5 protein-coding genes and 1 pseudogene are annotated in these 13,914 nt (G+C 54.9%); 1 reads left to right on the forward strand and 5 read right to left on the reverse strand.

From position 1 onward, the window contains the following. Positions 1 to 12 precede the first annotated feature (12 nt). From EH31_RS05290 to EH31_RS05300, 3 genes are all read right to left on the reverse strand, one after another. A complete protein-coding gene (locus EH31_RS05290; protein ID WP_051698956.1) occupies positions 13 to 1,725 on the reverse strand; it encodes a putative bifunctional diguanylate cyclase/phosphodiesterase in 1,713 nt (570 codons plus the stop codon). A gap of 244 nt (positions 1,726 to 1,969) precedes the next feature. After that, positions 1,970 to 6,790 (reverse strand): beta strand repeat-containing protein, encoded by a 4,821-nt coding sequence (locus EH31_RS05295; RefSeq protein ID WP_034958489.1) that lies wholly within the window; start codon positions 6,788 to 6,790, stop codon positions 1,970 to 1,972. A 241-nt stretch (positions 6,791 to 7,031) separates the two neighbouring features. After that, the gene (locus EH31_RS05300; protein WP_081853229.1) at positions 7,032 to 7,610 is read right to left on the reverse strand and encodes an ECF-type sigma factor; all 579 of its coding nucleotides are present in this window, start codon (positions 7,608 to 7,610) and stop codon (positions 7,032 to 7,034) included. A gap of 115 nt (positions 7,611 to 7,725) precedes the next feature. Here EH31_RS05300 and EH31_RS05305 point away from each other — a divergent pair, with 115 nt between their 5' ends. Beyond that, a complete protein-coding gene (locus EH31_RS05305; protein ID WP_034958490.1) occupies positions 7,726 to 10,116 on the forward strand; it encodes a serine/threonine protein kinase in 2,391 nt (796 codons plus the stop codon). Between the two features lie 79 nt (positions 10,117 to 10,195). Here EH31_RS05305 and EH31_RS05310 read toward each other — a convergent pair whose 3' ends face one another. Both EH31_RS05310 and EH31_RS05315 read right to left on the reverse strand, forming a co-directional pair. Further along, entirely contained in the window at positions 10,196 to 12,454 is a 2,259-nt protein-coding gene (locus EH31_RS05310) for an MMPL family transporter (protein WP_081853230.1), read from the reverse strand. A gap of 294 nt (positions 12,455 to 12,748) precedes the next feature. Beyond that, positions 12,749 to 13,910: pseudogene (locus tag EH31_RS05315) on the reverse strand (IS3 family transposase). Positions 13,911 to 13,914: the final 4 nt, after the last annotated feature.

Consider the following 13,914-nt stretch of genomic DNA (forward strand, 5'->3'; position numbering starts at 1 on the left):
CTTGAATCTGAATTAGGCTGCGGCGGAGGAATCTTCGCCTTTATGGTCCACATTCATTGCGGGGCTTTGCCCACTGCGCTGCGCAGTATTTCGGCAAAGAAGCTTAAGTTTCTCGAAAGAGATTGCTCGGGAGAACAGGAACCCCTGCAAAACGTCACAGCCCATCGACTGTAAGATGCGCTGTTGATCTTCGCTTTCCACACCCTCTGCGACCGAATGGAAACCCAGACTGTTCGAGAGGTTGATTATCGTCTGAACAAGCACGTAAGCTTCAGGCTTGTCCTCAATGCTTTGCAGCAAGGATCGATCGATCTTGAGCCGTGAAATCGGCAGCATTATGAGATTGGCAAGATTGGAATAGCCGGTCCCAAAGTCATCGATCGCAACGCTGACACCGACATCGTTCAATCTGCCCAGGCTGCGCGCTGTCATGTCCGGGTCGCGCATCGCCGCATCTTCGGTGATCTCCAACTGCAGTAACTTGGCGGAGCATTGCCACCTGTTGATGCAGGACCGTACGAGAGAGGGAAACTCGAGGTTCTCAAGGTGTGTTGGCGATACGTTCGCCGCAATCATCAACGGTGTGCCCGCTCGTTCAAGCTCGGCGATACGGCGGGTGGCTTCATTGATGACCCACTCACCGATCTGCGCGCTCATGTTGGATCGGTCGATGGCTGCGAAAAAGTCACCGGGCAAAAGAAGACCGCGGCGCGGGTGCCGCCATCTTAACAAGGCCTCAGCAGAGCAGACCTCCATGGTCCGCGCGTCGAACAAAGGCTGGAAGTGAAGTTCCAGTTCCCCCCGTGCGAAAGCCTCACGCACCTCGTTTTCTTCTCGCTCAGCTTGCCGAGCGTTTTCGAGCAGCGCTACGCTATAAAATTCGCAGCGATTTCGACCGAGACGCTTGGCCTGATACATTGCCGCATCAGCCTTGCGCAGAAGCTCATCATAGTCTTCGCCATGGTCCGGGGCGAACGCAACACCTATGCTAGCCCCCACCTGCACGGATTGAACGCCGAGGTGAAAGGGGTCTGACAGAACGCGCAAGATGCGTTTAGCAAGGCGCTGTGCCGTGTTACCCGACCCGGCGTTGCCGACGAACAGAACGAACTCATCGCCGCCAAATCGAGCAATTTCGACCCGCGCTGTTTCTTGGCCGTTCTCTTCCGGGAAATCGAGCTTCGCCGCCAGCCTGAGCCGGTCTGCGCAAGCCACCAGCAATTTGTCGCCCTGACTGTGGCCCAAAGCATCGTTGATCTGCTTAAACCCGTCCATGTCGATAAACAGCAGGCAGTGCGGGGACCCTGGCTCAGCTGATTGCATGCATTTGGCAACCACCTGCTTAAAATGGGAGCGGTTGTTTAGGCCCGTTAGCGAGTCTTGTTTTGCCAGCAGACGAAGACGTTCGACATCGTTGCTCAAATGGAGATCATCTGCCCCGCTTAGCGCAACCTTACTGCTTTTGCTGCTGTCGCTTTGTCCAGCGGCAAGACCTGTTCGCCCCTCGGGTGTTGCGACAGCGAAAATTTGCCAGCGTCCAACAAAGAACCCGGACAAGATGCACGCAGGAACTATCAGCGCTGCGCTCAAACCGTCTATAGCAAACCATGAGAGCCCAAAAACAAGGGTCACAATGAACGCAGCGAACGCGAGGACCGCAATCGCGGTGAAGTGCCTTTCGCCAAGAGCAATAAGTGTTGGGGTCAAGAAGGATTTGCCGTTCACATGGCGCGAATGGCATAAACTGCTGAACAGACTTTTAAAGGCAGTATATGCGCTGTGAAGTCATTTCTCACCTGATGGACAACAACGGTCGTCCGCGATGGACGGACGACCGAAACTTGCTTGAACTCATCCCAATTGCTGGGCTTTTTATCGAGAGTGCGCTTAGTCGCCCACAAAAGAGCCTCCAACTCATTTCATCATCAAGCGTTGAAGAGGGGGCGCCTGGAGCAGGCAATGCGCCTGATCAGAACCTCCAGCCAAGTGAGACAGAACCGGTCACGAAGCTGTCCTGCGTGTCGACGTTTCCTCGTGCCTCAGCCCCAAGGGACCAACCATCGCCGAGTTCGAAGCCACCAGCCACTGTAAGTAGAACCGATTGTCCATCGGTCAGCGGCGAGCGGACCTGAAACGAAGTGCCGGGCGCTCCTTCCAGGGTGAACCGGGAAGCTGCAAATTCACTTGTTCCGTCAACATATTGCACAGCAATGTCGAAATAGCGGTTTTCTTGCGTCCAGTTTGCGAAGAGCCCGCCGCCAAAGCGAGAGATGGAATAATCATCGCCCGTGCCCGAGAGGTTCAAGGCACCGGCCCCAGTTTCTTGCACGCGTCCAAGATCGGAGTTCCCAAGGTGGACCGATGCCAACGGGCCGACTGCCAGTCCTCCATCGCCCACGGCAAAGCCAAAGCGTCCTTCAGCGGAGAACGCGAAACTGTCCACGTCGACCGAGCTCGTAGCGGACCGGTTCTGGGTCGGTATGCTGATGGTTCGTGAAACGCTGGCATCAAGGCTGGAATAATCGGCTGCTAGCGACACGCTAACACCGGCATTATTGTCGCCATAGCGCGCATAAGCCCCCAAACTCCAACCATCATAATTCGCCTCAGACCCACGATCATCAACGTCCAGATCGCCATCACGCCAGCCAAGCGAGAGCCCAGCTGCCCATTCATTTTCAGCCCCGCGATAATCAATGCCCAGATCCCCACCAAAGGTGCTCCGATCGGCGGTGGCGGCGTTGTCATCAGCATCAATCTCCCCGGAATTGAAGCCAAGGTTGCCCCAAATGCCCCAGCCTTCGCCAAAACCTTCATGCGATCTGGCAAGCAAGCGCTGCGAACGCTCCAATCCAGCAGACGCAGCACTGGCCATGACCGAGGAGTATATCTCGCCGGAACTTGTATCGAATGCACGTCTGGCCTGATCCCCGGTAGTGAACAAGATGGCCATATATGCAGCAGCTGAATCGCTACCGACAGTCTGATCAAGATCATCAAGCGCCATCGCCGCTTGCGCTTGGTTGAAAGTATTTGCGGCTGTCGGGAACAGCGGCATCGGCTCAGGATCGGGTTCAGGCCCCGGATCTACGTTGTTTGCTGTCAAAGTAAGTTGCACATCGTTTCCGTCCCCTGCAACATAAGAAATCGTCGGCGTAAGGAACGCGAGTTCATTGGTAATCGTGCCAAAAGTGCCGTTCACTGCGTCTGACAAATCGTTATCAATAATGATGAAATTGAACGGATCGTTCCCTGCGAAATTTCCACCTGCCATGTCGAGGACAGACAGAGTTCCGTTTTGGAGATTAACCGTTCCCACCACTCGAAGTGTGTCATTTGTGCCGTTTTCATTCACTTCGACTTCAAACGTGGAAGCAGCGTCGAGAAGCAGATTGCCAGTGGTAAGTGAACCAATGCTGTTACCGGGCGCAAGAGTGCCGCCAAGAACCGACAAATTGCCGATTGTTCCATTGCCCCCCAATCGCGCACTAGCCTCGACTAGGAAATCGACGTTCGCCAAATTCGCATTCGCAAAGGTTTGGCCATTCACTACCCTGTAATCGCTGAAAACTGACCCATCGGCGCCAATTGTCAAAATGCCCGTGCCACGTTGTTCAAAAGTTTCGACATTGGTGAACGCAAAATCATTCAGGTTGAGCATCTCGGAAGAGCCCGCTGCGGTTTCGAACACCGCACTGTCAACATCATCACCGCCGTCGGCCTGAATGCTGCTGGAGAGCGCGTTCAACAAAATGGTGTCATTGCCGGAACCCAGATCAATGATTCCAGAAACATCTGATGTGCTGGTGAAAATTACCGTGTCGTCGCCCCCCTGCAAGTCGGCTGCCAAACCACTTGTCGAAGTCAAAGTCCCTGCGATTGTCAGCGTGGTCTCGATGGTTGACCCCGCCCGCTCTGCAATCGCAGCGCCGTCTCCCGTCGCGATCCGCGTGCCTGCACGAAGATCAATCGCAACCTGAGCCGCGCTTACGCCATCGGCTGTTTCACCCAGCGAGCCGATCAAAAGTCCGTTCGATCCCGCACCGCTTGCCTCGATCTGCGCATTGTTCCTCAGGCTGACGAGCATGGAATCAGTGCCTGCTGTTACGTTTTCGATTTCCAGCCCGTGCGACGCCGCGCCGCTGGCTGCGATACGGCTGTCATCGAGGACAACCAAACCGCGCCCCCCAAGCCCGGTTGCACCGCCAATCCTGACAGCTGTCGCATCGCTCGCCCCGCGCGTGGTAAGAGTCGAGCCACTTAGAAAGACCTGATGGACGGAATTCCCGCCAACCGTGCCGACTTCAATTGCTGACGATCCAATCCCGTCCACGGTGACTTCCGCCGAGAACAGGCCAATCGATTGAGCCGTATTGGATCCCAGAGTGCCGACAGAAATGCCGTCGCTGTTCGCACCGGCTGTTACGATCCGGGACTCGGTCAAATCGATATCGCGGGCACTGCCGTTGCCCATATTTCCAATCGACAGGCCGAATCCGTTGCTGCCCTGCGTAATAATATCGACGTCGTTCAGCTCGATCGTGAGCACGCTGCTGGGTCCGATATTACCCAGCTGGATTCCGCCCGCATTTTCTCCGGTGGAACTGATCGAAGTATCTTCAATCACGAGCGTACCCGAGTTTGTCCCGACATCTGTTGATGTCAGGCTGTCGAGGATGATCGCAGTTGATCCAGCGCCCGCCGTCGAAAGTGTGCTCTGGCCGATAAAGACATTAGCGATGGATGTATCGTCGATAAAATCGATATTGATGATGTGGCTGTCTGCACCCGCAGTGGACAATGCGGAGTTACGGACAATTGCCTGAGTGTCAGTGACGGTGGGGTTATTGGTCCCGCTCAATGAGCCAAGGAACAGGACATCGGAATTATCCCCGGCGGTCGTGATAGTGCTGTTTTCAATATCAATGGTGACTGCTGCCGGGCCGAGATCGAGCAGGATCGCATCGGAGTCTGCCCCGCTGGTCGCAAAAGTCGCCCCTGTAACTCCGAAAAAGCTGGTGGCTGATTGGCCTGGCCCTGCGATGAAGCGCACCGCATTGGATCCCGCGCCAGCCGTCGTGATATCCGCATCAAGCTCAAGATTACCCGTGGTGGCGCCAGTTACATTAATTCCATGGGAGTTTGCGCCGGTAGTGATCAATGCCCCGGTGTTCTCAATACTGACAGGATTGGCGCTGTTTGGATTGGCGGCGACGGTGATCGCGGATCCCGTACCCATCGTGATATTCCCGCTGTTGACAATAGCTACGCTGCTGCCTCCAGTCGCGCCATTTGCATTGGCGTCAACGAAATCGAAGGTAACGCGAAGCCCTGCCGACCCTGCATTTGTGGTGTTGGACAAATCGAGATTGCCGCTGTTGGTGATAATCGCTCCGGCGCTGTCATCCGCCGTAGAAAAAACGGTAATGCCTTGGGCTTGCGCACCGTCCAGCGTGATGTCGCCTTCATTGACAAGCGTGAACAGATACTCGCCGCCTGGCACACCGATATTGCTGGAAAGGCCAATACCGCGCAAAACGTCTCCACTCGCGGTAATATCTCCGCTGTTATTAACCGTGACATCCCCGGTTGCCCCCTCATTCGCGACAAAGATCGCATTCTGATTGAACCCGGTCAGATTGATGGCACCGGTGTTGGTGACGCTCAGATTGAATTCGGTCGTTTGCGGATCGGTTGCATCAAGCGCGGTACCGGTTACGAAAATCCCGAGGTTGAAGTCGCCGCCAAGAGAGATGTCGCCGCTGTTTTCGACATTGATATCGACCCCGTTGGCAAAACCTTGCGCATTGATGCCGCGCCCGCCGATTTCCGTCCCGGAAATCGCTCCGCTGTTGACGATGTCAATTGTCGAAATCCCGGCCGCGGCGTTGTTGAACGTTGCGGCAACAATGCCAAAAACCTCGGGCCCAACAAGCGCAATATCACCGCTGTTATTGATGTCCGTATCCGAAACCTCGCCAAAAGCGTTCGTGACGATACCGCCTGCAATGCCTGCGAAATCGGTGTCGAAGTTACCTGTATTGGTAGTCACCGTAATCGCACCGGAATTGGTGACCGATATGGCTCCGCCGCCCTGCGACGACTGAGCCAAGATGCCAGCAACGGGAAAGTCCCGCTCTCCACTGCTCGTAGAGGTTGCCGACAACGCGCCGCTGTTTTCTATGGTGATATCACCTGAGCCCGCGAACTGGCGCACCAACAGAGCGTTTGAAAACTGGCTGGACGTCGTGACGGATACGTCACCGGTATTGGTCAAACTCAAATTACCGTCGCCAGATACAACGTCGAGCTCTACCGCAGCGGCGGCTTCCCCCATGCCGTCGGTGGTTACAGTCGCGCCGGTTACCAAAGTGACATTGCCGGTTCCGGTGAACAGAATGATGCCTTGAGCGGGCGACGGAATGGCGACATCGTCGAATGTGTTTATTGTGACGCCTGCCGCCACCTCAACGTCAATATCTCCTGTATTTCGCGAAACTCCGATCCCGAAAATTCCGGGAGGGGCGATGGGAGCATCTGCGTTTTGTACGATTAAACGATCAAATTCTGGGTCGCCAGGCTGAGAGTTAACGCCACCAGCCAGATCGCCCTCACAGATCGCCTCACCGTTGACGATCGGGCATTCTGGATCAACACCGGGCACCGTTTGTTGCGCAAATGCAGGTGTGCTCCACATGGCCATCAACGCGAGCGACGAGATCGAAAGCTTGTACTTTGTCGATGCCAAGCCGCCATGCTTGGACCGTTTATTGATGGCTGATTTCGACATTCGGATTTCCCCTTTTTGAATGGACCTTGTTTGTTGAAGCGCAACTTTCAGACAAACCGGGTCAGGGGGCGCAATTTTCTTGTTTTGACCATGTCTTCAGGGAACACAGATAAAGGGATCAGAAACCGGGATCGGATGCGTTCTTCGCCCGATCCGTTCGTCATTCCAACGCCTCAATCGCGCGGTTAATGGGTCCTGACCCCAGACTCTATTGGTTGTAGGAGCTTGGGAAAATGCCGGGCTAGCCTAATGCTTCAAGCAACCACGCACGCGATACGCGCCAACCGCGCTTGACAGTGGATTCTGACTGGCCGGTAGCTGCGGCAATCTGCTCAATCGTCATGCCGCCATAATAACGCATCTCGACAATTTTCGCGCGGTCAGCATCAATAGCGGCAAGCCTTTGCAACGCATCGTCCAATTGCCAGCTATCGACCTGATCGGGAACATCGACCATCTCTGTGGCAAGAGTAACAGCATAGTGGTGCCGCTTGGCTGCGTTGTTTTTTCGCGCGCGGTCGGTCAACACCCGTCGCATGGTCAGAGCTGCCAGCGAGAGAAAATGCGCCTTGTCATTCAAAGAGAGCTTTTGCGTCCCGATTACGCGCATCACCGCTTCATTGACCAAATCTCCCGCCGTCAGCGAGATATCGCCCTCTGAACGAAGCAAATTGGCGGAGATTTTGCGAAGTTCGACATAGAGCAAGTCAAACAATGCGTCGCGCGCGCCAGAATCACCAGCGCGCCACGCAGCAAGCAATGTCTCCTGAGTATGAACGTCGATATCGGCCACAAGACCCCCCGCGATTTTTTGTTTCATAATATGAAACTTTGCAAGACTTTTGGAGATTCGGGTTGGTCAAGGACCATTTCTGGCCGAAATTGCGCTCCTAAGAACATGGAGTAGTATCGACGACTGCAATTGGGGTGCTGGAATGACCAGAAAAAGCGAGAAACTTGAAAGAGAGGCGTTGGCTCTTTTCGAAGCTGCGCTCGATCAGCCGTCCGACAATCGTGAAGAATGGATCATGGAACAAGCTGGGAGCGACCTCGAGCTTAGGAGCAAGGCCCTTTCTTATCTGACTCACGACAAATCGGCAGGACGCAGGTTTAACACGGGCGGTGCGTTTCACGATACATTGGATGATACCGCTATGCCGGACCGAATCGGAGCATATCGGATGACAGGCGTTGTTGGCCATGGCGGCATGGGGACTGTCTACCGCGGAGAACGCGCCAGCGGCGATTTCGATCACGATGTTGCGGTAAAGGTGATCAGGCCCGGCGTTATGTCAGACAAGCTGATAGACCGGTTCCTAGACGAACGGCAGACTCTCGCCAAGTTATCACATCCCAACATTGCGCGTCTTTTCGATGGCGGAACGCTCGATGATGGCGCCCCTTACATCGTCATGGAATACATTGATGGTTTGCCCATTACGAAATGGGCAGACGAGCAAAGTTTGCCCTTCGAAAAACGTTTAAACCTGTTCGGCTACACCTGCGAAGCGGTCGCCCACGCCCACCAGAACCTAATCATCCATCGCGATATCACTCCGTCAAATGTGCTGGTCGAAAAGACTGGTCAGGTGAAGCTAATCGACTTCGGAATCGCGAAGGTTTTCGACACTGATGAAATTTCGTCGATTGGCACGAATTCGCTGGCGAGTCTGAGTTTCACGCCGGGCTTCGCCGCACCGGAGCGTTCAAAGGGCGCTGCGGCAAACACTTTGTCCGATGTATATTCGCTAGGCAAACTGCTCGAAGCGTTGCTTGTTCGGTGTCCTGACAACAGCGATGCCAAAGCCATCATAGCTAAAGCCACCAGTGACAAACCCGAGGCCAGATACGCCACGGTCGATGAACTGCGAAATGATGTCGAAAATCTGGCCCATGGGTACCCTGTTCGGGCAGTGCCGCATTCATCTTGGTACCGGATCCGCAAATTCGCGTCGCGCAATAAGGTGGGCAGTGCGACGGCGTTTGCTGCGGCATTGGGACTTTTCGCAGCGTTTGTGATTACGCTGATCCAATATCAGAGGGCAGAGACGGCCTTGGCCGATGCAGACCGACGCTTCTCCGAAGTGCGCGAACTGGCCAATTTTCAGCTCTTTGATCTTTACGATCAACTTGCCGAAATTCCGGGGACGACAAATGTCCGTTCTCAGATCGCGGACAGATCCAGGACGTTCCTTGATGCACTAGCAGACGATCCAAGAGCAAGCATCTCGTTGCAAGTTGAAATCGCCCAAAGTTACAAGAGGCTGTCGGATGTGATGGGCAATCCAGAAGGCGCGAACCTCGGTCGGCGCGTTGAGGCGGGTGTCCTGCTGCGAGAAGCCTACAATCGGTTGTCGGACTTGAACGAACGCTATCCCGAGAATGCTCAGGTTACCCGGGCTCTTGCGGAAACGGCTTATGCACTCTCAATTTTTGCATTCATTGCCGAGGACGATCACGAAGCTACGATAAGATATGCCGAGCAAGCGGAAAGCCTTTATGGTCGATTAATTCAAAAGCGGCGGGGCGATCAGCAAGATTACATTCGCCAAATTGCCGCCAGCTTGCAAGCGGCCAAACCGCTCCTGTGGCTCGATCGAGGTGCTGAAGGATATGCCGCGTTGGTTAATTTGAGCGATCAGATTGACGCATTAGTTACCCAGACGCCAGATGATCAAGCTGCGCAGCGCCTAAATGCCACGATAAATGTAGAACTTGCAGCTCTTATTAGTTGGGAGTTCCCGACTGAATCTCCTGAGTATCAAACAGCAGTCCCGATAATGAATAAAGGTATCACGATTTACGAAGATATCTTGCATACTGCTCCCGAGAATTATGAAATTCGCCGAAGCTTGGCTGCCGCATTTTACGCACGCGCCCAAATATACATGGGATTTGAGAACGATGTCGAAACCTTGCGCGACATGCGTCGCGCCGAAAGAATTCTTAATCAGCTGCTTCAGGACGACGCTGAAGATCGCAACAGCATGCGCATACTTGAAATCGTCCAAGGGGAAATGGTCATGACCCTTGCCCATTTAGGGCAAGCGTCCGAAGCCATCTCGTTGGGTCAAGAGGTTCTCGATCAAAAAAGGGAGGCGCATGAAAGGGAACCCGACAATCCCGGGTTCTTGAGGGACTACGCAAACAGTCTTTTCACCTATGGCACTGCGATGAAAGTATTGGGCAAGAAGGAAAAATCATGCGCCCTGTTCCGGCAATCAATGTTAATCTGGAACACGCTCAAAGACGATAGAAATCTTGCGAAATTAGATGAACAAGGCGCCGTCAAAGAGATCGCAGAGAATTTGTCAGAATGTGCATGACAAAGCACAAGACGGGAGGCCGATACGCGATATCGGGCCATCACCATCCACCAATCTCCTGCAAATGCTCGTTTTTGCGCTAGTGGATTGCGCTTGTCCGTTCTGGGATCAGTGGCCACCAGTTCCACTTACCTGCAACCATCATTAGTGCCGGGCCAAGCACCGCTCGGATCAAGAGCGCATCAACCAGAATAGCAGTTGCAAGACCCAAGCCGACCATCTGCACGATTACAATCTGAGAGAAGGCAAATGCGCCAAAAACCAAAGCCATGATGAGCGCAGCACTGCTGATGACCGATCCGGTGTCGCCCAGCGCTTCGACAATGCTCCCCTCATTGTCTCCGGAGCTGAGATATATCTCCTTCATCCGGCTTATGAGAAAAATTTCGTAGTCCATACTAAGGCCAAAAAGAACGGCGAAGATGACTACCGGTACAGAGCTTGGGATCAGTCCGGTGGGGCCCGGCACTCCAAAAAGCGTAGCGCCGTAACCCAGCTGGAAGACGAAAACGACCATCCCATAGCCTGCTGCGACTGACAGAAGGTTGAGAATGAGCGCCTTAATAGAAGCCAGTGGCGCACCGAGCATCAAGACGAGCGCAAGACCCGTTGCAACTAGCACCACCAAGATGACCGGCAAGTAGCTCGCGGTCACGCCATCGTCGAAGTCATTCAGGAACTGGGCTTGCCCCCCTGTCTCGATCGTGACCCCCTCAAGCTCGATCCAAGTGGGTATGTCGCGCGCGAGACCGCGAAGCGCAAAAAGACTGGTGTCAGATTGAGGTGTCACGCGAAACAGGATTTTGTTTCCGCTTTCGCTAACAAGGTTTTGGACGCGGGAAACCGGGATCGGCATGAGAGAAGGACGGGTCGACAACCGCGGTGTAGATACTTCTGCAACGCGCGGATCGCCCTCGATCGCAGCCTTCAAATCGCGCAATTTCGGGGCACTTTGTGATGTGATGACTTTGCTGTCATCTTCGCGTGAAATCACCACGAATACAGGCGCGCTAAAGCCCTTGATCTCCATGTCCCCGAGCATGTTGGCGCCCCGTATTGATTCAAGCTCAGAGGGGAAAAACTCGTCGTCCGGAAATCCTGACTGTGTGAAAATCGAGGGTAACGCCATCAACAAGATAAGAGCAAAGCTGCTCGCAATTGCGATCCAAGGATAGGTCACGACTATCCGGCCCCATTTGCACCAATGTTTTGAAGTTGCAGCATAGCCGCGACCAGACTTCGCCAGATTGGGCCAATCGAGAGCTTTTGCTCCGATAAGCGACAACATGGCTGGCAGCATGGTCAGTGCGACGGCAACACTGATCAGGACAGCGGCCAAGCCCCCAAGACCGATCGAGCGCATTTCCATCATGGGAGTGATCACAAGCGATGTCATGCCGATTGCGACCGCAACCCCGCTGTAGAGGACAACAATGCCCGATTGTCCCATCGCATCGATCAGCGCATCGCGTCGCTGGCGATCAATCTCGCCCGGGGTAATCCCCCCTGTATCGCCAAGGATTTGCCGGTATCGATGATAGACAAAGAGCGAATAATCGATCCCCAGAGCGATCGCGAGCATCGTCACAATCGCCTGTGAAACTGTTGAAATTTCGAAAAGACCGGCAAAGGCTACAACACTGGCGAAGGCGATAGTGCGTGCGGCAACCGCAAGGATGATCGGGAGTAAGGCAGAAAGTACAGCCCCAAAAGCAAACAGCAAAACAATCAAGGCAAGGGGCAAGGCCCGAAGCTCAGACTTCATGCTGTCTTCGTTGCTGAAGACGGCAAGGTCATACCCAATGGCACTTCGCCCGGTTACCGCCCATTCAACTTCCGGCTGATCCACCAACATGGCACCAATCGCATCGCGGATCACAGGAACCTGTTGCTCAGCTGCAAGAGCGTCCTTCGTATCAAGCGCGATAATCAACGCGTGGCCCTTGTCATCACGAGGTGTCTCGACAAGGTCAGAGGCAAGCAGCACCGTCTCAACCGCCGGGATCTCGGACAATTTGTCCTCAATGCACGCGACGAATTCGCTGCGGGCATTCTCGTCAGCATTCAGTTCGGGATTGTCATATGTCAGGATCAGCGTCTGACTGTCTCTTATACCAAACGAGCTGATGAGTTCGGCATCAACGCGCGCAGATTGGCTACCCGCAATGCTGCCAGAACCGCTGACCAGATTGTCAGAATAGGCCCCCACAAATAGGCCCGCTGCGATGGTGGCAATGAGCCAACCGCCGAGCACCTTCCAAGGTCGATCCCAGCAAAACCCTCCCAGCCTTGAAAGAGCTTTCTCCACCCGGGAGGATTTCCGTAGGCGAGCGTTCATAGCTCTTGCCTGCAAGAACAGCACAAGGGGCCACGCTTGTCGCAAGCGAAAGTAAAAGCCGAAACGGCCAACAAATGATGCAGAACCCCGAATGCCACTGTTTTTCTTATCCCAGCGAAATGGCTGTAGCGGTAAGTGAACGACGACTGGTGCAGGGTCAAGCAGATGCTCTGAAGAATGCCAAAACTCTAACGCTCAAGACATGCTCCCCCGATTGTTACCATTCAGAGGTAGAGTCACAGATTAGGTAGCAGAGACGATGTGACGTGACACCCAGCATTCCCCCAGCTGGGATTAGAGCCGGGCGGTTGTTTTGCGCATAAGCGCTGCTGAAGCAATGGGCTGCGTAGCGGAGCCCGTAGGGCGTAGCGAAGCAGGCCATTGCTTATCCAGTTCGGCGGCGAACGCCGCCGGTGTTGCGTAGCCAAGCGATGAGTGCGGTCGCTCCCGGTTGTAATCATCCACCCAGGCGGCGATCTCGACCCGGGCATGGGCCACGCTCAAGAACAGCGTCTCTTTGAGCAGTTCGTCCCGCATGCGACCTTTGAAGCTCTCGACATAGCCATTCTGCATCGGCCTGCCTTGCGCTATGTAATGCCACTCAAGGCGATCTCGCCGCACCATGCCAGCACGGCATTGCTGGTGAGCTCCGTCCCATTGTCGCTGACGATCATCCCCGGCTTGCCTCGCTGAGCGATCAGCCGGGTCAGCTCACGCACTACACGGTGCCCAGAGATCGAGGTGTCCGGCACCGCGGCTACGCACTCCCTCGTTACGTCATCGACCACGTTGAGCACCCGGAACCGTCTGCCAGAGGCCATATAATCATGGACGAAGTCCAGGTGGTTCGGCAGAGCCAGAACCGGAGCAGGTGCCCTCGTGCCGAAAGCGCGCCTGCGGCTTCGTGGTCGCCTCACTGCCAAGCCTTCCTCCCTGTAGAGCCGCTGGGTCTTCTTCCGGTTGATCATGATCCCCTCCCGGCGCAGCAGGATATGTAAACGCCGATAGCCGAACCGGCGACGCTGGTTGGCCAACTCGCGCAGCTTCTCACGCAGACCTGCGTCATCATCCCGCGTGGAACGGTAACGCACGCTCTTGCAATCGGCACCGATGACACGGCACGCCCGCCGTTCGCTCATCCCGTGACAGGTCTGGAGATGAGCGACAGCTTCCCGCTTGGCGGCGGGCGTCAAAACTTTTTTGCAAAGAGATACTTCAGCGCTGCCTGGTCGAGCATCGCATCGGCCAGCAGACGCTTCAGCTTCGCGTTCTCGCTTTCCAGCTCCTTAAGCCGGCGAGCCTCCGACACATCGAGCCCGCCATACTTCGACTTCCAATTGTAGATCGTCGCTTCTGACACCCCGTACCACCGGGCCGGTTGAGCGGTCTTCGCGCTAGCCTCTGCCTCCTTCAGCACACCAATGATCTGCTCTTCTGAAACCCTCGTTCTCTTCATCTCG

Source organism: Erythrobacter longus (assembly GCF_000715015.1).
GTDB lineage: Bacteria > Pseudomonadota > Alphaproteobacteria > Sphingomonadales > Sphingomonadaceae > Erythrobacter > Erythrobacter longus.

Excerpts from the sequence above, each read along its gene's own strand:
- EH31_RS05295 (WP_034958489.1), bottom strand. The coding sequence starts at position 6,790 with ATGTCGAAATCAGCCATCAATAAACGGTCCAAGCATGGCGGCTTGGCA.
- EH31_RS05300 (WP_081853229.1), bottom strand. The coding sequence starts at position 7,610 with ATGAAACAAAAAATCGCGGGGGGTCTTGTGGCCGATATCGACGTTCAT.
- EH31_RS05305 (WP_034958490.1), top strand. The coding sequence starts at position 7,726 with ATGACCAGAAAAAGCGAGAAACTTGAAAGAGAGGCGTTGGCTCTTTTC.
- EH31_RS05310 (WP_081853230.1), bottom strand. The coding sequence starts at position 12,454 with ATGAACGCTCGCCTACGGAAATCCTCCCGGGTGGAGAAAGCTCTTTCA.